The 18,925-nt window shown below is 68.4% G+C and carries 17 protein-coding genes; 8 read left to right on the top strand and 9 right to left on the bottom strand.

Going from position 1 to position 18,925, the window contains the following annotated elements:
* Positions 1–2: 2 nt before the first annotated feature.
* From ACSQ9A_RS25760 to ACSQ9A_RS25750, 3 genes are read right to left on the bottom strand one after another with little or no spacing between them, the layout of a single operon-like run.
* Complete coding sequence (locus ACSQ9A_RS25760; protein WP_093108355.1) at positions 3–932, bottom strand: branched-chain amino acid ABC transporter permease; 930 nt, start codon at positions 930–932, stop codon at positions 3–5.
* 1 nt (position 933) lies between these two features.
* Complete coding sequence (locus ACSQ9A_RS25755) at positions 934–1,722, bottom strand: ABC transporter ATP-binding protein (protein ID WP_436305755.1); 789 nt, start codon at positions 1,720–1,722, stop codon at positions 934–936.
* A 58-nt stretch (positions 1,723–1,780) separates the two neighbouring features.
* A complete protein-coding gene (locus ACSQ9A_RS25750; protein ID WP_436306363.1) occupies positions 1,781–3,733 on the bottom strand; it encodes an AMP-dependent synthetase/ligase in 1,953 nt (650 codons plus the stop codon).
* A gap of 85 nt (positions 3,734–3,818) precedes the next feature.
* Between ACSQ9A_RS25750 and ACSQ9A_RS25745 the strand changes: the two genes are divergently transcribed.
* A complete protein-coding gene (locus ACSQ9A_RS25745) occupies positions 3,819–4,559 on the top strand; it encodes a Crp/Fnr family transcriptional regulator (protein WP_436305754.1) in 741 nt (246 codons plus the stop codon).
* Positions 4,560–4,563: 4 nt separating this feature from the next.
* Here ACSQ9A_RS25745 and ACSQ9A_RS25740 read toward each other — a convergent pair whose 3' ends face one another.
* On the bottom strand, positions 4,564–5,211 hold the full coding sequence (locus ACSQ9A_RS25740; protein ID WP_436305753.1) for an SOS response-associated peptidase family protein: 648 nt from the start codon (positions 5,209–5,211) through the stop codon (positions 4,564–4,566).
* 97 nt (positions 5,212–5,308) lie between these two features.
* Between ACSQ9A_RS25740 and ACSQ9A_RS25735 the strand changes: the two genes are divergently transcribed.
* Positions 5,309–6,073 (top strand): SDR family NAD(P)-dependent oxidoreductase, encoded by a 765-nt coding sequence (locus ACSQ9A_RS25735; RefSeq protein ID WP_436305752.1) that lies wholly within the window; start codon positions 5,309–5,311, stop codon positions 6,071–6,073.
* Positions 6,074–6,090: 17 nt separating this feature from the next.
* Here the strand turns inward: ACSQ9A_RS25735 and ACSQ9A_RS25730 are convergent, their stop codons facing one another.
* From ACSQ9A_RS25730 to ACSQ9A_RS25710, 5 genes are all read right to left on the bottom strand, one after another.
* A complete protein-coding gene (locus ACSQ9A_RS25730) occupies positions 6,091–6,795 on the bottom strand; it encodes a B3/B4 domain-containing protein (RefSeq protein ID WP_436305751.1) in 705 nt (234 codons plus the stop codon).
* Positions 6,796–6,859: 64 nt separating this feature from the next.
* Complete coding sequence (locus tag ACSQ9A_RS25725; RefSeq protein ID WP_436305750.1) at positions 6,860–7,711, bottom strand: helix-turn-helix domain-containing protein; 852 nt, start codon at positions 7,709–7,711, stop codon at positions 6,860–6,862.
* Positions 7,712–7,713: 2 nt separating this feature from the next.
* The gene (locus ACSQ9A_RS25720; protein WP_436305749.1) at positions 7,714–8,676 is read right to left on the bottom strand and encodes a Bug family tripartite tricarboxylate transporter substrate binding protein; all 963 of its coding nucleotides are present in this window, start codon (positions 8,674–8,676) and stop codon (positions 7,714–7,716) included.
* Between the two features lie 149 nt (positions 8,677–8,825).
* Entirely contained in the window at positions 8,826–9,038 is a 213-nt protein-coding gene (locus ACSQ9A_RS25715) for a hypothetical protein (protein WP_126835705.1), read from the bottom strand.
* Between the two features lie 138 nt (positions 9,039–9,176).
* On the bottom strand, positions 9,177–11,051 hold the full coding sequence (locus ACSQ9A_RS25710; protein WP_436305748.1) for a potassium transporter Kup: 1,875 nt from the start codon (positions 11,049–11,051) through the stop codon (positions 9,177–9,179).
* Positions 11,052–11,323: 272 nt separating this feature from the next.
* Here ACSQ9A_RS25710 and kdpF point away from each other — a divergent pair, with 272 nt between their 5' ends.
* The 6 genes from kdpF to ACSQ9A_RS25680 are packed head-to-tail and all read left to right on the top strand — an operon-like array spanning position 11,324 to position 18,924.
* Complete coding sequence (gene kdpF / locus ACSQ9A_RS25705) at positions 11,324–11,422, top strand: K(+)-transporting ATPase subunit F (RefSeq protein ID WP_436294005.1); 99 nt, start codon at positions 11,324–11,326, stop codon at positions 11,420–11,422.
* Between the two features lies 1 nt (position 11,423).
* The gene (gene kdpA, locus ACSQ9A_RS25700; protein WP_436305747.1) at positions 11,424–13,226 is read left to right on the top strand and encodes a potassium-transporting ATPase subunit KdpA; all 1,803 of its coding nucleotides are present in this window, start codon (positions 11,424–11,426) and stop codon (positions 13,224–13,226) included.
* Between the two features lie 11 nt (positions 13,227–13,237).
* Positions 13,238–15,406 carry a potassium-transporting ATPase subunit KdpB gene (gene kdpB / locus ACSQ9A_RS25695; RefSeq protein ID WP_436305746.1) on the top strand — a complete coding sequence of 723 codons (2,169 nt, stop codon included), beginning with the start codon at positions 13,238–13,240 and terminating at the stop codon, positions 15,404–15,406.
* Positions 15,407–15,422: 16 nt separating this feature from the next.
* Complete coding sequence (kdpC, locus tag ACSQ9A_RS25690; protein WP_436305745.1) at positions 15,423–15,995, top strand: potassium-transporting ATPase subunit KdpC; 573 nt, start codon at positions 15,423–15,425, stop codon at positions 15,993–15,995.
* A 16-nt stretch (positions 15,996–16,011) separates the two neighbouring features.
* A complete protein-coding gene (locus ACSQ9A_RS25685) occupies positions 16,012–16,149 on the top strand; it encodes a hypothetical protein (RefSeq protein WP_170855629.1) in 138 nt (45 codons plus the stop codon).
* A gap of 15 nt (positions 16,150–16,164) precedes the next feature.
* Complete coding sequence (locus ACSQ9A_RS25680) at positions 16,165–18,924, top strand: DUF4118 domain-containing protein (protein WP_436305744.1); 2,760 nt, start codon at positions 16,165–16,167, stop codon at positions 18,922–18,924.
* Position 18,925: the final 1 nt, after the last annotated feature.

Raw genomic sequence — 18,925 nt, 5'->3', positions numbered from 1 at the left:
GCTCAGACCCGATCGATGATCTTCTCGCCGAACAATCCCTGCGGCCGGAACAGCAGGAACACCAGCGCCAGCACGTAGGCGAACCAGATCTCGATGCCGCCGCCCACGTAAGGGCCGAGGTAGACCTCGGACAGTTTTTCGCCCACGCCGATGATCAGCCCGCCGAGGATGGCGCCGGGCACCGAAGTCAGCCCGCCGAGGATGACCACCGGCAGCGCGCGCAGCGCGACCGTCGCCAGCGAGAACTGCACGCCCAGCTTGCTGCCCCAGATCATTCCGGCCACCAGCGCCACCATGCCCGCCACGCACCACACGGTGACCCAGATGCGCGCGAGCGGAATGCCGACGGATTGCGCCGCCTGGTGGTCGTCGGCCACGGCGCGCAGCGCGCGGCCGGTGCCGGTCTTCTGGAAGAAGAGCGACAGCAGCGCCACCAGCGCGGCTGCGATGGCGGCGGCGATGAGGTCTTCCTTGCTCAGCAGGATGCCGCCCTGGAACACCGAATCGAAGGCGAAGATCGGATCCTTGGGCATGCCGATGTCGATCTTGTAGATGTTGCTGCCGAAGATCGTCTGGCCCAGCCCGTCGATGAAATAGGCGATGCCCAGCGTGGCCATCAGCAGGGTGGCGCCGTCCTGGTTGACCAGGTGACGCAGCACCAGCCGCTCGATTGCCCAGGCGAGCGCGAACATCAGCGCGCCCGCGAGCACGAAGGCCGCGATGTTGGCGAACCAGGGGTTGGCGATGCCGCTCCAGACCGGCACCCATTCGGCGAAGCGCGCCATCGCCAGCGCGGCGAACAGCACCATCGCGCCCTGCGCGAAGTTGAACACGCCGGAAGCCTTGAAGATCAGCACGAAGCCCAGCGCGATCAGCGCATAGAGCATGCCGACCATCAGGCCGCCGAACAATGTCTCGAGGAAGAAGGCCATGCTAGTGCTCCGTCCCGAGATACGCCCGGATCACGTCTTCGTTGTTGCGCACCTCGTGCGGCGTGCCGTCGCCGATCTTCTTGCCGTAGTCGAGCACCACCACGCGGTCGCTGATGTCCATCACCACGCCCATGTCGTGCTCGATCAGCACGATGGTGGTGCCGAACTCGTCGTTCACATCCAGGATGAAGCGGCTCATGTCCTGCTTCTCTTCCACGTTCATACCGGCCATCGGCTCGTCGAGCAGCAGCACCTGCGGCTCCATCGCGAGCGCGCGGCCGAGGTCCACGCGCTTCTGCAGGCCGTAGGGCAGGCGGCCCACCGGCGTCTTGCGGTGCAGCTGGATCTCGAGGAAATCGATGATGCGTTCGACGAACTCGCGCTGCGCGATCTCCTCGCGTTCGGCCGGCCCCCAGCGCAGTGCCTGGGCGAGCAGGCCACTCTTCATCTTGAGGTTGCGCCCGGTCATGATGTTGTCGAGCACGCTCATGCCCTTGAACAGCGCCAGGTTCTGGAAGGTGCGCGCCACGCCCATCTCGGCCACCTGGCGCGAGTTCATGTGATGGAAGGTCTGGCCGCGGAAGGTGATGGAGCCCTGCTGTGGCTGGTAGACGCCGTTGATGCAGTTGAGCATCGAGCTCTTGCCCGCGCCGTTGGGCCCGATGATCGCGCGCACCTCGTGCTCGCGCACGTCGAAGCTGATGTCGGCCAGCGCCTTGACGCCGCCGAAGCTCAAGGAGATGTTCTGCACGTCGAGGATGACCTCGCCGATCTTGCGTGCGCTGCTCACTGGGTAACCTCCGCGCCATGCGCTGCGGTGCTATTCAACTTGGGAGCGGCCCGGCGTCTCATGCTGCCGCCTTCAAGATCGGATACGTGTTCGCTTCCACGATCTTCAGCGTGGCATTCACCACACCCGTGCGCCCGTCCTCGAACTTGACCTGGGTCTCGATGTACTGCTCGGTCTTGCCGCCGTAGAGCGCATCGACCAGCACGCGGTACTTGTCCGCGATGAAGCCGCGCCGCACCTTGCGCGTGCGCGTGAGTTCGTCGTCGTCGGGGTCCAGTTCCTTGTGCAGCACCAGGAAGCGGGCGATCTGCGTCTCGCCCATGCCGTCCTCGCTCGCGAGATCGGCATTGACCTTGGCGATGCATTCGCCGATGAGCGCCAGGGCCTCGGGCTTGCCCGCGAGGTCGACGTAGCCGCCATAGGCCAGGCCGTGCCGCTCGGCCCAGTTGCCCACCGCCTCGAAGTCGATGTTGATCGCGGCGCAGACCTCGTCGCGCCCGTTGCCGAAGCACACGGCTTCCTTGATCTGCGGGAAGAACTTGAGCTTGTTCTCGATGTAGTTGGGCGCGAAGATCGCGCCGCCGGCGAGCCGGCCGACGTCCTTGGCGCGGTCGATGATGCGCAAGTGGCCCTCGGCGTCGATCACGCCGGCGTCGCCGGTGTGGAAGTAGCCGTCGGCATCGAGCACTTCGGCCGTCGCGTCGGGCCGCTTGTAGTACTCCTTGAGCACCGACACGCCGCGCACCAGCACCTCGCCGTCGTCGGCGATGCGCAGCTCGATGCCCGGCGCCGCGCTGCCCACGGTCTGCAGCTTGACCTTGCCGTCCTGCTGCAGGCACACGTAGGCGCAGGTCTCGGTCTGGCCGTAGAGCTGCTTGAGGTTGACACCGATCGAGCGGTAGAAGCGGAACAGGTCGGGCCCGATCGCCGCGCCCGCGGTGTAGGCCACGCGGATGCGGCTCATGCCCAGCACGTTGCGCAGCGGCCCGTAGACCAGCAGGTTGCCGAGCGCATACATCGCCCGGTCGCCGAAGCCGACCTGCGCACCGGTGAGGATGTCGGAGCCCACGCGCCGCGCCAGCGCCATGAACTTCGCATAGAGCCAGCGTTTGGGCGCGGCCGCGTCTTCCATGCGGATCGACACGGCGGTGAGCAGGCCTTCGAAGGTGCGCGGCGGGCCGAAGTAGTAGCTCGGCCCGATCTCGCGCATGTCGTTCATCACCGTCTCGCTCGACTCGGGGCAGTTGAGCGTGAAGCCGCCGACCAGCCATTGCGCCACCGAGAACAGGTGGTCGCCGACCCAGGCCATCGGCAGGTAGCTCATGACGTTGTCGCCGGGGCCGAGACGGTCGGTCTCGACGCCGCCGCGGCCCGCCGCGATGAAGCTTGCATGCGTCTGGCACACGCCCTTGGGCCGGCCGGTGGTGCCGGAGGTGTAGAGAATCACGGCGACATCGCCGGGCTCCACGCTCGCCACGCTTTCGTCGAAGAAGCGCGGGTGGGCGGCATCGAAGGCGCGGCCCAGTTCGCGCAGCTTGTCGTAGCCCAGCAGGCCCGGCTGGTCGTAGTGGCGCAGTCCGCGCGGGTCGTCGTAGACGATGTGGCCGATGCCGGCACCCTGCTTCTTCAGCTCGCGGCATTCCAGCAGCTTGTCGACCTGCTCCTGGTCCTCGGCGATCACGAACTCGATCGATGCGTCCTCCAGCATGAAGACCATCTCGCCGGCCACCGCGTCCTGGTAGAGCGGCACCGGCACGCCGCGCAGGCTCTGCGCTGCCAGCACCGCCATATAGAGATGCGGGCGATTGGCGCCGACGATCGCGAGGTTGTCGCCGGCTTTGAAGCCCAGGCTGGCGAGCCCGCAGGCGATCTCGCGCACCTCGCGCGCCACCATCGCCCAGCTCCAGGTTTGCCAGATGCCGAGGTCCTTCTCGCGCACGGCCGGCGCGTCGGGCTGCTGTTGGGCATGGGCCAGCAGCAGGCGGGGAAAAGTGGTGGCTTTGGTCTGCACGATGGGCCGGACTGTAGAACCAAGCTTGTCGTCATCTTGTCGTTTCAACGACAATCCTAGGGACACCCCTCCCCGGAGTTTCCCGATGACCCCCGGCAGTTCCAGCGGCACTTCGTCGATACGCGATCGCGTGCGGCCGGCCACGCTCGAAGAGCTGGCCAACATCCCCTGGCTGCGCACGCTCACGCCCCCCGAGCGGCGCCGCGCAGAGGCGGCCGTGGTGGTCGGCGAGGCCGAGCCGGGCGACCTGGTGTGCCGCATCGGCCGCGCGCCGACCTACTGGTTCGGCGTGGTCGAAGGGCTGCTCAAGATGAGCAACGACAACGCCGACGGCACCTCGATGACCTACAGCGGCCTGCCGCCGGGCGGCTGGTTCGGCGAAGGCACGGCGCTCAAGCGCGAGCCCTACCGCTACAACATCCAGGCGCTGCGCCGCAGTGTGGTGGCGGGCCTGCCGATCGACGACTTCCACTGGCTGCTCGACCACTCGATCGGCTTCAACCGCTTCGTGATGAATCAGCTCAACGAAAGGCTCGGCCAGTTCATCGCCGCGCGCGAGGCCGACCGGCTCAACAACCCCGATGCGCGGGTGGCGCGCAACCTCGCTGCGCTGTTCAACCCGGTGCTGTTCCCCGGCGTGGGCGAACTGCTGCGCATCACGCAGCAGGAGCTGGCCTACCTCATCGGCCTCTCGCGCCAGCGCGTCAACGAGGCCTTGCGCACGCTGCAGGCGCAGGGCGCGATCCGTGTCGAATACGGCGGGCTTCGGGTGCTCGACCTCGCGGCCCTGCGCGAGGGCGCGGTGGGAGGCAAGGGCGCCGCCTGAGGCCTCAGGCGGCGGGCGCCCGCTCCGGCAGGGGAATGCTCGGGTCGTGCACGATGGTCCGGCGCACCAGCTTGTCGAGGGCGTAGGGCCGAAGGTAGGCGGCCGTTTCCTCGACCGGGCAGTGCAGCCAGTCGTCGATCCACGCCTCGCGAAGAAAGACCACCCATCGGAGTTCGCGCTGATCCAGCGCAGGCAGCGTCAGCAAGGCGAAGCTCTCCACGCACTCGCCCTCCGGCGAGCGCCATCCGTTCCATAGTCCCGCCATCGCCAGCGGTTGGCCGTCGGCACGCGAGACGCGCACCACCGAGTCTTCGCTGTCGCCGCGGCGGAACAGCGCATCGGCCAGGATCACGCACCGATGCCCGCGCTTCCACGGCTGGTAGAAATTGCGCTCGCTCGCGGCGCTCTCGCCGCGCGCTTCGAAGGTGAAGGGGTATTCGCGCTCCTTGGCGAAGAGGGGAATCAGGCCCCAGCGACCCGGGGCGATCTCGAATCGCGCCGCCGCGGCGCTGCCCTCGCGGTCGGCGCGCGGCCGGCGGATGAAGAGCCCTTGCCCGCCGGGCCGGACCAGCGGCGCCTGCACGGGACACGCGAGGCCGAAGTGCGCAGCGTAGTGGCGCTGATCGCGGCTGGGCTCGTATTGGATCGGCATGGGTGACTTTAGAAAGCCGACGCGCGTTTAGTCAACTCGCCTTTAGCATCAATGCCGCACGGCGCTTCGCCGTCAATGAACCATTTCACGAGATCGCATGAATTCATCCCAGCTCACCGTCATCACCGGTGCTTCCCGCGGCCTCGGCCGCGCCATGGCCGAACTATTGCTGCAGCCCGGACAGCGCCTGTTGTGCATTTCGCGCCAGGCCGACGAGCAGCTCGCCGCGCGCGCCCGCGAGGCCGGCGCCGAGCTCGAACAGTGGCAGCAGGACCTGGCCGACCCGGTCGCGGCCGCGGCGCGGCTGGCCGCCTGGCTGCAAAACCTGGATGCGAAGGCTTTCGACAGCGCCACCCTGATCAACAACGCCGGCACCATCGGCCGCCCGCGCCCCTTGTCGCAAGCGATGCCAGCGGAGTTGGCGCACGCATTGCGCGTGGGGCTGGAGGCGCCGATGCTGCTGACTTCCGCCTTCCTCGCCGCCACCCAGGGCTGGCACGCCGAGCGCCGTGTGCTCAACATCTCCTCGGGCCTCGGCCGCAACGCGATGGCCAGCCAGGCGCCTTACTGCGCGGCCAAGGCCGGCATGGACCATTTCTCGCGCGCGGTGGCGCTGGAGGAGGCGGCGCTGGGCGGCGGCGCGAAGATCGTCTCGCTCGCGCCCGGCGTCATCGACACCGACATGCAGGTGCAGCTGCGCGGGGCGGAGGCCGAGATGTTCCCCGACCGCGCGCGCTTCGAGCGGCTGAAGGCCGAGGGCCAGCTCGACACGCCGGCCACCGCGGCGGCGAAGGTGCTCAAGTACCTGGCGCGTGCGGACTTCGGCACCCAGCCGGTGGCCGACGTCCGGGACGCCGGCTGACCCGCCGCAACCGGCTTTCAGACGGACAGCGCGATGCGCGGTGCGGCGCGGCTCAGCAGGCTGCACGCCTTGACCGCGCAGCCGGCATCGCCGAGCGCGCGCGAGAGCACGTCCTTGAGGCGCGCGATGTCCGCGCCGGCCGACGCGTGGATGGCTTCCGCCACGATCAGCACCTGCCGCGTCTCGCCGCGCACGGCCGAGCGCGCGCTCTGGCGGTGGCACCAGCGCCGCGCGTGCGCATGCGAATGCGCGTCCGCGAAGATGATCTCGCCGGCGCCGGGCGCCTCGTGCACGCCCGCAAAATCCTCGTGGCTTTCGCTGCCGCTTGCGAAGCGCACCTCCAGCGATCCGGCGATGTGCGCGAGGTCGAAGACCGCGATCGGCGTGGCGAAGGCCATCGAGACGGCATTGCACAGATCCACCAGCGGATGCAGCGGCGGCAAGGCGTCCTCCTTGCGAAAGCGGCGCAGCAGCGATTCCGCCGCGCAGCGCACCTGCGTGGGCTTGAGGCCCATGGACGAGAACACGCGTCGCCAGGCCTGGATCTCCGGAAACTCGCCTTCCGGACTGGCGGCCAGGCGCGCACGCGCGATCGTCCGCTGCGCCTCGACCTGCGCGGCCACGGCCAGCCGGGGCGTCACGCCATCGACCACCCATGCGCAAGGCACGAGCGCGGGATGCGCGGACCAGATCTCGTCTCGATGAAAGAAAGCATTCGGCACGGCGCTTGTCCTGAGTTGATCAGCCGCCGAGTCTCGAACCGCGCACCCGATCGCGTCTTGAACGTTATTGCAGCCGGCCCGCGGTGGCGACGCGCTGCCAGGCACCCGGCGTGAAGCCGAACTGCCGCGCGAACACGCGCGTCATGTGGCTCTGGTCGGCGAACCCGCTGGCCAGCGCGGCCGCGGCCAGCGTGTCGCCCGCGCGGATGCGGCGCCGCGCACGCTCCGCGCGCTGCTGCAGCAGCCACGCGTGCGGCGGCATGCCGTAGGCGGCGGCGAAGCGGCGCAGCAGCTGGTACTTGCCGAGCCTGGCCATGGCCGCGAGTTCGGCGAGCGAGGGCGGCGCGAGCAGGTCGTCGGCGATGCGCTCGCGCACCTGCGCGAGCCCACGATCCACATCCGCCGGGGGCGGCGCGACGTTGGCGTGGTGCGCGAGCATCAGGCCGCAGGCCTGCACCAGCGATTCCTCGCACGCCAGCGCATCCGCATCCGTGCGCCGGCCCGCGTCCCAGTTGTCCAGCCGCCGCAGCAGGCGGACCAGCACCGCGCGCAGCTGCGCGTCGCGGATCACGGGGCGTGTCCATTCCACATCGCCGGCCGGCCGCTCCGGCCCGCCTATCGACACCAGGACCTCGGCCTCCAGGTGGACCATGTGCCAGCGCCGGGGCGTTTGGCCCTGCGCGGGCCGCCCGTCATGCACTTCGCCGGGATTGCTCGCGAGCAGGTCGCCCGCGCAGGCCTCCACCTGCCCGCGTCCGCTGGCGGACTTGTGCGCCCCCTGTGCCAGCACGCCGATGCCGAAGCTCGCATGCGAATGCCTGGCGAAACTGCGCGCGCTGTCGGTGTGGACGCTATGGACGCCCGGCCAGGGCGAGGCGATCACGCGGCACCGATGGCGGGGCGCGGAGGAGGACATCACTACTCGATCGTCGCGCCCGAAGCCTTCACGATGTCGCGCCACTTCAGGTAGTCGTTCTTCAGCAGCGTGCCGAACTGCTCGGGCGTCATGCTTTGCGGCTCGGCGCCCTGGGCGATGATCGCGGCCTTCATCTCGGGCGTGGCCAGCAGTTTGTTCACCTCGGCATTCACCGTGACGATGATCTCCTTCGGCGTGCCCGCCGGCACGAAGAGCCCGTACCAGGTGCTGACGTCGAAGTCCTTGTAGCCCAGCTCGGCGACGGTCGGCACCTCGGGCAGCGAGCTGCTGCGGCGCGCCGAGGTCACGGCCAGCGGGCGCAGCTTGCCGGACTTGATCTGCCCCATGGCCGAGGGCAGCGAGGACACCATGAGGTCGACGTTGCCGGCCAGCACGTCCATCATCGCGGGGTTGGAGCCCTTGTAGGGCACGTGCCGCATCTTGATGTTGGCCGCGGTCTTGAAGATCTCGCCGGCCAGGTGGATGGTGGTGCCGTTGCCGGGCGAGCCGTAGGTGATGCTGTCCGGCGCGGCGCGCGCGGCGTTCACCACATCGGCCAGCGTCTTGAACTTCGACTCGGCGCGGGTCACGATCACGACCGGCGTGTAGGCCACGTGGGCCACGGCCGTCAGGTCTTTGGTCGAGTCGTAGCTGAGGTTCTTGTAGAGCCAGGGCGCGACGACCATGTTGTCCTTCTGGCCCATCACCATCTCGTAGCCGGTGGGCGCGGCGCGCACGGCCTCGGCGATGCCGATGGTGCCGCCGGCGCCCGCGCGGTTGTCGGGCACCACCGTCCACTTGCTGACTTCGGTGAGCTTGGTCGCCACCAGCCGCGAGAGGATGTCGGTGCCGCCGCCGGGCGGGAAGGGCACGATCAGGCGCACCGGCTTGGCGGGATAGGGCTGGGCCTGCACGGCGGCGAACGCCAGTGCCAGGACCGCGGAAGTCAGCAGCTTTCGGATCATGGGGTTGTCTCTTCGTTTCAGGCGCAGCCTGAATGCTGCGCGATGGGCCGGCGAGTGTGCCGGATCGGGGGCAACGAAGAGTACGCGATTCGAGATGGCTGCCTTCTCGAATCGCGAATTCCCGCGAGCGGGGCGCGGGAAGCCGGGGCTCAGTGCAGGGTCTGCGCGCCGGGGTTGGTGCGCGCATCGCTGCGGCGCTGCAGCGCCGCGATGCCGGCCATCATCGCCGCGCCGTAGGTCGGCATCGGCCCTTCGGCGGCATCGACGGGGCGGCAGTCCGAGCCGTCCTGCTTCTGCAGCACCCAGTAGAAATGGCCGGCGATCGGCTCGTCGACGATCAGTGCAATGGCTTCCGTGTCCATGGTGTCCTCATCTTTCAATCCATGCGTCGGGTTGTACGCAGTGAGAGGACGAATCGCTAGCAACGAATTCACAGGAAGACACCCGAGGTCGCAAAAAGCCCGCGCATGTGTGCAATACGCACGGGGCAGTGCCTTCATTCATATTTGCACTCGCGTCCCCAGTTCGACCACAGCGTTGTGGGGGAGTCGAAAGAAATCCCCCACGCTGCCGGCATTGCGCGACATCGTGGCAAACAGAGCTTCGCGCCAATGGGCCATTCCGGGTCCGCGCGTCGGAATCACGATCTCACGACTGAGGAAGTATGAAATCGCGGCCTCGTCGACCTTGAGCCCCTCGCGCATGCACAGGCGCAATGCGCGCGGCACGTCGGGCTCGTCCTTGAAACCGTAGTTCACTCGCACTCTCCAGAATCCATCGACCAGGGGCTCCACTTGCAGGCGTTCTTCCTCTGGCACCCACGGCACCTCCTGAAAGCGCACGGTGAGGATCACGTTCTGCTCGTGCAGCACCTGGTAGTGCTTGATGTTGTGCAGAAGGGCCTGTGGCACCGTGTCCGGATTGGCCACGGCATAGACCGCAGTTCTGGGAGTGCGGCGCACATGTTCGTCGGCTGCCAGCTCCGTGATGAAGGGCAACAGGTCCGGGTCGTCTTTTTGAATGTGCTCGATCAGGAGTTCGCGGCCACGCCGCCAGGTCGCCATGATCGCGAATATGGCGCTGCCGAGGACGATCGGAAACCAACCGCCCTGCCAGAACTTGAGCGCACACGAAATCACGAGCACAGCATCGACCAACAGAAATGCTCCGGTCGCTGCCCAAGCAAGCGGCAGTGGATACCCCCACGCATGCCGAACAACAAAGAAGGTGAGCAAGGTCGTGATGAACATCGTTACCGTGACCGCAATTCCATATGCGGACGCGAGCGCAGAAGAACTTCCGAAGCCCACCATCGCGAGCAGTACCGCAACCATCACGACCCAGTTGACGAAAGGCACGTAGATCTGCCCGACTTCCTTCTCTGAGGTGTGCAGCACCTGCATTCGTGGAAGCAGGCCCAACTGGACGGCCTGCTTGGTCAGCGAATAGGCTCCGGAGATCGTGGCTTGCGATGCGATCACCGAGGCCATCGTCGCGAGCACGACGGCGGGAATCAGCAAGAACGTCGGAAAGAGCCGAAAGAATGGGTTCTCGAGCGCGCTGGCATCGCTGAGGAGCAGGGCTCCTTGTCCCATGTAGTTGAGCGCCAGGGCCGGAAGTACGAAGGTGTTCCAGGCCAAGCGAATCGGCTTCTTGCCGAAGTGGCCCATATCCGCGTAAAGGGCCTCGGCACCCGTCAGCGCCAGGACGATTGCACCCATGACGACGAACAGGTGCCACCCGCGCGCCTGCATGAATTCAATGGCCCGCAACGGATTGAGGGCCGCCAGGATGGCCGGATGCTCGACGATTTGCGCCACACCGGTGATAGCGAGCACGGCGAACCACACGACGACGATGGGGCCGAACAGCTTGCCTACTGCCGCGGTGCCAAAGCGCTGCCCAAGAAACAATCCGATGATGACAGCCGTCGAGATGGGCAGCACATACGGTTTGAGCGCAGGCGTGATGGTTTCCAAGCCTTCCATCGCACCCAGGACGGATATTGCCGGCGTGATGACAGCGTCGCCGTAGAAGAGTGCTGCGCCGAGCACGCCAATCAGGAGGAGAAGCGTGTGACGCTTGGGCGTGCTCCCCGCCGCTTTGGCTGCGAGAGCGGTCAGCGCCATGATTCCGCCTTCGCCCCGATTGTGGGCACGCAAGATCAGCACCACGTACTTGAGCGTGACGACGACCATCAGCGCCCACAAGATCGTCGAAACGGCGCCGATGACGTTCGCAGCATTGAGGGCGAGCGAATGGGCCGGGTTGAAGACCTCCTTCATGGTGTACAGCGGGCTCGTCCCGATGTCGCCATAGACGACCCCCAGCGCGCTCAGCGTGAGAATTCCAAGACCTTGCCGAGGTGGATGCATGCGCAGATACCGTTTGTTGTCGAGACTGCGGTTATAGGCGAGCGCTCGGCATGCGCTGGTGGGGGCTTGCGATTTTTATGCTTTCTTTACGCCTCCCAGCGCACTCTGTTTCCCGCTTTTATGCAACCGTGCGGACACTGACTGCATTGTTTCTCGATGCAGGAGTGGTGAATGGACTTCGTATGGATTGCCGCCATTGCGGTGCTTTGGGTCGTGATGGCCGAGGCCGTGGTCGGGCTGTGCAAGCTTGACGCACCCAAGGGAGAGCGCACGTGATCGGCCTCGATGCTCTCTATGGATTCGCGGGCCTCGTCGCCGTGATCCTGTTCGCCTACCTGGTGTTCGCGCTGATCTGCGCCGAGGAATTCTGAGATGGACGCCTCCGCCTGGACCCTGCTGGGCCTCTTTCTCATCGTGCTGGGCGTGCTCGCCTGGCCGCTCGGCCGCTACCTGGCGGCGCTGTGCGACGGCCGCCTGCCGCGCTGGATGCAGCGCGCCGAGGCGCCGCTCTACAAGCTTGCCGGCGTTTCGCCCGAGCAATCGATGCACTGGCGCAGCTATGCGCTGGGCTTGCTGGCCTTCAATGCCATCGGTGCGCTCGCCGTCTATGGCCTGCAGCGGCTGCAGGCCGTGCTGCCGCTCAACCCGGCCGGCATGGGCGCCGTGTCGCCCGACTCGGCCTTCAACACCGCGGTGAGCTTCGTCTCCAACACCAACTGGCAGGGCTATGCCGGTGAGTCGACCATGAGCTACCTCACGCAGATGCTGGGGCTCTCGGTGCAGAACTTCCTCTCGGCCGCCACCGGCGTCGCCGTGGCCTTCGCGCTGGCGCGCGGCTTCGCGGCGCGCAGCACGGACGGCAAGGGCTTCGTCGGCAACTTCTGGGTCGACATGACGCGCATCACGGCCTGGCTGCTGCTGCCGATCTCGTTCGTGATCGCCATGGTGTTCGTGGGCCAGGGCGTGATCCAGAACTTCGACACCTACAAGACGGTCACCACCCTCGAGGCCACCGCCTACCAGAACCCCAAGCTGGACGCCGCCGGCCAGCCGCTCAAGGACGCTTCGGGCAACGCGGTGGCGGAAGACGCGAGCACCGCCACGCAGACGCTGGCCATGGGTCCGGTCGCTTCGCAGGAAGCCATCAAGATGCTGGGCACCAACGGCGGCGGCTTCTTCAACGCCAATTCGGCGCACCCGTACGAAAACCCCACGGCGCTCGCGAACTTCGTGCAGATGATCGCGATCTTCCTGATCCCGGCGGCGCTGTGCTTCGCCTTCGGCCGCCTGGTCGGCGACCAGCGGCAGGGCTTCGCCATCCTCGCCGCGATGACCGTGATGTTCGTGCTCGCGGTGGTCGCGGTCATTCCGGCCGAGCAGGCCGGCAATCCCCTCTTGCCGCCGCTCGGCGTCGACCAGGCCGCCAGCGCGCTGCAGGCCGGCGGCAACATGGAAGGCAAGGAAGTGCGCTTCGGCATCAGCGCCTCGGCGCTGTTCGCGGCCATCACCACCGCGGCTTCGTGCGGCGCGGTGATTTCGATGCACGACTCGTTCACCCCGCTGGGCGGCATGGTGCCGCTGGTGCTGATGCAGCTCGGCGAAGTGGTGTTCGGCGGCGTCGGCACCGGCCTCTACGGCATGCTGATCTTCGCGGTGCTGGCGGTGTTCATCGCCGGCCTGATGATCGGCCGCACGCCCGAATACCTGGGCAAGAAGATCGAGGTGCACGAGATGAAGCTGACCTCGATCGCGATCCTGGTCACGCCCATCCTGGTGCTCGCCGGAACGGCCGTCGCCGTGATCGCGGGTGCCGGCAAGGCGGGCATCGCCAACCCGGGCGCCCACGGCTTCTCCGAGATCCTCTACGCGCTGACCTCGGCCGGCAACAACAACGGCAGCGCCTTTGCCGGCCTGTCGGCCAACACGCCCTTCTACAACGCGCTGCTCGCGGTCGCGATGTGGTTCGGCCGCTTCGGCGTGATCGTGCCGGTGCTCGCCATCGCGGGCTCGCTGGCGGCCAAGAAGCGCCTGCCGGTCACGGCCGGCACCATGCCCACGCATGGCCCGCTGTTCGTGGCGCTCCTGATCGGCACCGTGCTGCTGGTCGGCTTGCTCAACTATGTGCCGGCACTTGCGCTGGGCCCGGTCGTCGAGCACCTGATGCTCTGGAAGTGAGACCGCAGACCATGAAAAAGAACCCTTCTCCCATTGCCCTGGGCGAGCCTGCCCAGGCGGCGGCCGTGGCCGAAGCCAAGGCCCTTGCCAAGAAGAAAAAGCAGCTCTCGCTCTTCGATGCCGAGCTGCTCACGCCCGCGCTCTGGGGCGCCTTCGCCAAGCTGAGCCCGCGCGTGCAGTGGCGCAACCCGGTGATGTTCATCGTCTACATCGGCAGCATCCTCACGACGCTGTTGTGGGTGCATGCGTTGAGCTTCCCCGGAGACACGGGCATGTCGCCGGCCTTCGTGCTCGCGGTCTCGATCTGGCTGTGGTTCACGGTGCTCTTCGCCAACTTCGCGGAAGCGCTGGCCGAGGGCCGCAGCAAGGCGCAGGCCGCGTCGCTGCGCGGCCTGCGCAAGGACACCTGGGCCAAGAAGATGACCGAGCCTTTCCATGGCGGCAAGTGGCTGCCCTTGCAGGCGCCGGAGCTGCGCCGCGGCGACGTGGTGCTGGTCGAGGCGCACGACGTGATCCCGCTCGACGGCGAGGTGATCGAAGGCGTGGCCTCGGTCGACGAGAGCGCGATCACCGGCGAATCGGCTCCCGTGGTGCGCGAGTCGGGCGGCGACTTCTCGGCCGTCACCGGCGGCACGCGCGTGCTGTCCGACTGGCTGGTGGTGCGCATCACGGTCAACCCGGGCGAGTCCTTCCTCGACCGCATGATCGGCATGGTCGAAGCCGCCAAGCGCCAGAAGACGCCGAACGAGATCGCGCTCACCATCCTGCTGGTGGCGCTGACGCTGGTGTTCCTGATGGTCACCGTCACGCTGCTGCCGTACTCGATCTTCAGCGTCGACGCGATGGGCGCGGGCACCGTGGTGTCGCTCACCGCGCTGGTCGCGCTGCTGGTGTGCCTGATCCCGACCACCATCGGCGGCCTGCTGTCGGCGGTCGGCGTGGCCGGCATGAGCCGCATGATGCAGGCCAACGTGATCGCCACCTCCGGCCGCGCGGTGGAAGCCGCGGGCGACGTCGACGTGCTGCTGCTCGACAAGACCGGCACCATCACGCACGGCAACCGTCAGGCCAGCGCTTTCCTGACTTCGCCCGGCGTCCCGCAGGACAAGCTGGCGCGCATCGCTCTGCTCGCTTCACTGCCCGACGAAACGCCCGAGGGCCGCAGCATCGTCGAGCTGGCCCGCCGCGGCGGCACCGACGACAGGAGCATCGAAGGCGCGCACTTCGTGCCCTTCACGGCCCAGACCCGCATGAGCGGCGTCAACCTGCCCGCGGCGCCGAACAGCCTGGATACCGATGCGATCCCGCTGCGCAAGGGCGCGGTCGACGCGGTGCGCCGGCATGTGGAAGCGCTCGGCGGCTCGATCGCGCCCGAAGTGCTGCGCGCCGCCGACGAGGTCGCGCGCCGCGGCAGCACGCCGCTGGCGGTGGCCGAGGGTTCGCGCGTGCTCGGCATCGTCGAGCTCAAGGACATCGTCAAGACCGACATCCGCGAGCGCTTCGCCGAACTGCGCCGCATGGGCATCAAGACCGTGATGATCACCGGCGACAACAAGCTCACCGCCGCCGCGATCGCGGCCGAGGCCGGCGTCGACGACTTCCTGGCAGAGGCCACGCCCGAAGACAAGCTGGCGCTGATCCGCAAGTACCAGTCCGAAGGCCGCCTGGTCGCGATGACCGGCGACGGCACCAACGACGCACCCGCGCTCGCGCAGGCCGACGTGGCCGTGGCCATGGGCACCGGCACCCAGGCCGCCAAGGAGGCCGGCAACATGGTCGACCTCGACTCGAACCCGACCAAGCTGCTCGAAGTGGTCGAGACCGGCAAGGCCCTCTTGATGACGCGCGGCTCGCTCACCACCTTCTCGATCGCCAACGACGTGGCGAAGTACTTCGCCATCATCCCGGCGATCTTCGTCTCGACCTACCCGCAGCTCAGTGCGCTCAACGTGATGCGGCTCGCGAGCCCGTCCTCGGCCATCCTGTCGGCGGTGATCTTCAATGCGCTCGTCATCGTGTTCCTGATCCCGCTAGCGCTGAAGGGCGTGCGCTACCGGCCGGTGGGCGCCGCGGCGCTCCTGCGCCGCAACCTCGCGATCTACGGCCTGGGCGGGCTCGTCGTGCCCTTCATCGGCATCAAGCTCATCGACTGGCTGCTGGTCGCCGTGCATCTCGTCTGAGAACCTCACCATCATCATGAAAACCATTCTTCGTCCCGCGCTCGTGCTCTTCGTGCTGCTCAGCGTGATCACCGGCCTCGTCTATCCGCTGGCCGTGACCGGCGCCGCGCAAGCGATGTTCCCGGCTGAGGCCGCCGGCAGCCTGGTCGTGCGCGACGGCAAGCCCGTCGGCTCCACGCTGATCGGGCAGAACTTCAGCGACCCCAAGCACTTCTGGGGCCGCCCTTCGGCCACCGCGCCGATGCCCTACAACGCGGGCGCATCGAGCGGCTCCAATCAGGGCCCGCTCAATCCCGCGCTGACGGAGGCGGTCAAGGGCCGCATCGAGGCACTGCGCGCGGCCGACCCGGGCAACACGCAGCCGGTGCCGGTGGATCTGGTCACGGCCTCGGCCAGCGGGCTCGACCCGCACATCAGCCCGGCGGCGGCCCGCTACCAGGCGACGCGCGTGGCGCGCCTGCGCGGCATGCCGGCCGACCATGTGGCCCGGCTGATCGAGGACCACACCGAAACGCCGCTCCTGGGCCTGCTCGGCGAAGCGCGCGTGAACGTGCTCGCGCTCAACCTGGCGCTCGACGCCGCACGCTGAGCAAGGAGCGCCTGCCATGCCCGATGAGCTGCTCCATGCGCTGTGCGCCCTCGCAGCCTTCTTCATCCCGATGGGCTTCGCGTGGTTCATGGTGTCGCGCACCGCGCGGCGGCACGCCCGTCGCGATCGGCGCAAGGAGCGGCCGATGCGATAACCTGCAATGCATCGCATGAACGAAATCGCCCGCCCCGACCCCGACGCACTGCTGGCCCAGCTGCGTGCCGACGAGGAGCGCGCCCAGCGCGGCAAGCTGCGCATCTACTTTGGCGCCAGCGCCGGCGTCGGCAAGACCTGGGCCATGCTCAGCGCCGCGCAGAGCGAGCACGCGGCCGGCCGCGACGTGGTGATCGGGGTGGTCGAAACGCATGGCCGCAGCGAGACCGCGGCGCTCCTGGCCGGTCTCGAAACGCTGCCGCTGCGCGACGTGGCCTACCGCGGCCGCACGCTGGCCGAGTTTGATCTCGACGCCGCGCTCGCGCGCAAGCCGGCCGTGCTGCTGGTCGATGAGCTCGCGCATTCCAACGCGCCGGGTTCGCGCCATGCCAAGCGCTGGCAGGACGTGCAGGAACTGCAGGCCGCGGGCATCGAGGTCTGGTCGGCGCTCAACGTCCAGCATCTGGAAAGCCTCAACGGCACGGTCGGCGCGATCACCGGCGTGCGCGTGCACGAGACCGTGCCCGACACGGTGCTCGACGAGGCCGACGAGGTGGTGCTGGTCGACGTCACCGCGGACGAACTCACCGCGCGGCTCGCGGCCGGCAAGGTCTACATCCCGCAACAGGCCGATCGCGCGGCGCAGAACTTCTTTCGCAAGGGCAACCTGATCGCGCTGCGCGAGATCGCCTTGCGCCGCACCGCCGAGCACGTGGAAGACGATGTGCGCGGCTGGCGCATCGAGCAGTCCGGCCGCGAAGGCGAGGTCGGGCCGCCGGCCTGGAACACCTCGGGCGCGCTCCTTGCCTGCGTCGGCCCGCACGAGGGTGCGGGCCAGACCGTGCGCACCGCGGCGCGGCTGGCCGGCCAGCTCAACGTGCGCTGGCATGCGGCCTACGTCGAAACCCCGCGCCTGCAGCGGCTCGATGCGCCGCAGCGCGACCGCATCCTCGGTGTGCTCAAGCTGGCGGAGGAACTGGGCGCGGAGACGGCGGTGCTGACCGGTGTCGATGTGGCCGAGGAGCTCGCCGCGCAGGCCCGGCGGCTCAACTGCGCGACGCTGGTGGTGGGCCGCGCCGAGCCGGCCCAGGGCTGGCAGCGCTGGTGGCCGCAGCGCGTGCTCACGCGCGAGCTCGCGCGCCATGCGCCGGGCATCGACATCGTCGAGGTCGCGCGCGCCGACAGCTCGCGCCGCATCGCGCAGGTGCGTCCGGGCGGACGGCGCGGCGACCCCGAGGTGGAGGACAGCGATCGTCCGCATGCGCGCTGGCCCGGCTATGCCTGGGCGGCCGCCAGCAGCGTCGCGATCACGCTGCTCGCCGCGCCGCTGGTCGGCGTGCTGGAGCTGGCCAACATGGTGATGCTGTTCCTGTTGGGCGTGGTCGGCGTGGCGATGCGTTTTGGGCGCGGGCCTGCGGCCTTCGCCGCGACGCTCAACGTGGCGGCGTTCGACTTCTTCTTCGTCTCGCCGCGCTTCTCCTTCGCAGTCAGCGATGCGCAGTACGTCGTGACCTTCGCCGTCATGCTGGGCGTTGGCCTGCTGGTCGGGCAACTTACCGCGGGCCTGCGCTTCGCGGCCGGCGTCTCGACCAGCCGCGAGCGGCGTGCGCAGTCGTTGTTCGAGCTCACGCGCGAGCTCTCGGCGGCGCTCGAAACGAACCAGGTCGTGGCGCTCGGCGCGGCCGCGGTGCAGGGCCACTTTGGCGGCCATGCGCTGGTGCTGGTGCCCGACGCGTCCGACCGCCTGGTGATGCCCACCCAGCCACCGCCCGGTTTCGATGCCAGCGTGGCCGACTGGACCTTCAGGCAAGGCCAGCCGGCCGGCCTCGCGACCGCCACGCTGGCCGCGCAGCCCTGGCATTACGTGCCGCTCAAGGCGCCGATGCGCGTGCGCGGCGTGCTCGCGCTCGAGCCCGCGCAGCCGCGCTGGCTGATGATCCCCGAGCAGGCGCAGCAGCTCGACACGCTGGCGCGGCAGATCGCGATCGCGCTGGAGCGGGTGCACTATGTCGACGTGGCGCAGCAGGCGGTGGTCGAGATGGAATCGGAGCGCCTGCGCAATGCGCTGCTCGGCGCGATCTCGCACGACGTGCGCACGCCGCTCACCGCGCTGATCGCGCTGGCCGAATCGCTGCAGGCGCTGCCGCCGGCGCCCGGCGATCAACGCGAGCGCGATATCGCGCGCGCCATCGTCGCGCAGGCGCACCAGCTGCATGCGCTGGTCAGCAACCTGCTGGACATGGCGCGGCTCGAAAGCGGCATCGCCGGCGGCACGGTCAACCTCCGGCGCGAGTGGCAGTCGGTGGAGGAGGTGGTGGGCTCGGCCATCCGCGCCGCGCGCCCCGCGCTCGGCGACATGGCGGTGCAGACCGCGCTGCCGGCCGAGCTGCCGCTGGTCGAGTTCGATGCGGTGCTGATCGAGCGCGTGCTGGTCAACCTGCTCGAGAACGCTGTGAAGTACGGCGCGGCGCCGATCGAGGTCGGTGCGCGCGCCACCGAGCGCGCGCTGGCGCTCAGCGTGCGCGACCACGGCCCCGGTCTGCCGGCCGCGCTCCACGGCCGCGAGCAGACGCTGTTCGACAAGTTCACGCGCGGCCAGGCCGAATCGGCCACCCCGGGCGTCGGCCTCGGCCTCGCGATCTGCAAGGCGGTGGTGAGCGCCCATGGCGGCGAGATCGCGGCGGCCAACGCGGCCGGCGGCGGGGCAGAATTCACCGTCACGCTGCCGCGCCGGGAACCGCCCGAGCCGGCAGAGTCGAGCGACCTTGCCGCCTGAA

The organism is Variovorax sp. LjRoot290 (genome assembly GCF_964253985.1).
GTDB lineage: Bacteria > Pseudomonadota > Gammaproteobacteria > Burkholderiales > Burkholderiaceae_C > Variovorax.
Note: the sequence above shows the minus strand (reverse complement) of the source record. Positions and strands in the feature narration are given on the sequence as shown.

Bases quoted from the DNA above. Each gene is read 5' to 3' on its own strand.
- ACSQ9A_RS25760 (WP_093108355.1), bottom strand. From the start codon at position 932: ATGGCCTTCTTCCTCGAGACATTGTTCGGCGGCCTGATGGTCGGCATG.
- ACSQ9A_RS25745 (WP_436305754.1), top strand. From the start codon at position 3,819: ATGACCCCCGGCAGTTCCAGCGGCACTTCGTCGATACGCGATCGCGTG.
- ACSQ9A_RS25740 (WP_436305753.1), bottom strand. From the start codon at position 5,211: ATGCCGATCCAATACGAGCCCAGCCGCGATCAGCGCCACTACGCTGCG.
- ACSQ9A_RS25735 (WP_436305752.1), top strand. From the start codon at position 5,309: ATGAATTCATCCCAGCTCACCGTCATCACCGGTGCTTCCCGCGGCCTC.
- ACSQ9A_RS25725 (WP_436305750.1), bottom strand. From the start codon at position 7,711: ATGTCCTCCTCCGCGCCCCGCCATCGGTGCCGCGTGATCGCCTCGCCC.
- ACSQ9A_RS25720 (WP_436305749.1), bottom strand. From the start codon at position 8,676: ATGATCCGAAAGCTGCTGACTTCCGCGGTCCTGGCACTGGCGTTCGCC.
- ACSQ9A_RS25715 (WP_126835705.1), bottom strand. From the start codon at position 9,038: ATGGACACGGAAGCCATTGCACTGATCGTCGACGAGCCGATCGCCGGC.
- ACSQ9A_RS25710 (WP_436305748.1), bottom strand. From the start codon at position 11,051: ATGCATCCACCTCGGCAAGGTCTTGGAATTCTCACGCTGAGCGCGCTG.
- kdpA (WP_436305747.1), top strand. From the start codon at position 11,424: ATGGACGCCTCCGCCTGGACCCTGCTGGGCCTCTTTCTCATCGTGCTG.
- kdpB (WP_436305746.1), top strand. From the start codon at position 13,238: ATGAAAAAGAACCCTTCTCCCATTGCCCTGGGCGAGCCTGCCCAGGCG.
- kdpC (WP_436305745.1), top strand. From the start codon at position 15,423: ATGAAAACCATTCTTCGTCCCGCGCTCGTGCTCTTCGTGCTGCTCAGC.
- ACSQ9A_RS25685 (WP_170855629.1), top strand. From the start codon at position 16,012: ATGCCCGATGAGCTGCTCCATGCGCTGTGCGCCCTCGCAGCCTTCTTC.
- ACSQ9A_RS25680 (WP_436305744.1), top strand. From the start codon at position 16,165: ATGAACGAAATCGCCCGCCCCGACCCCGACGCACTGCTGGCCCAGCTG.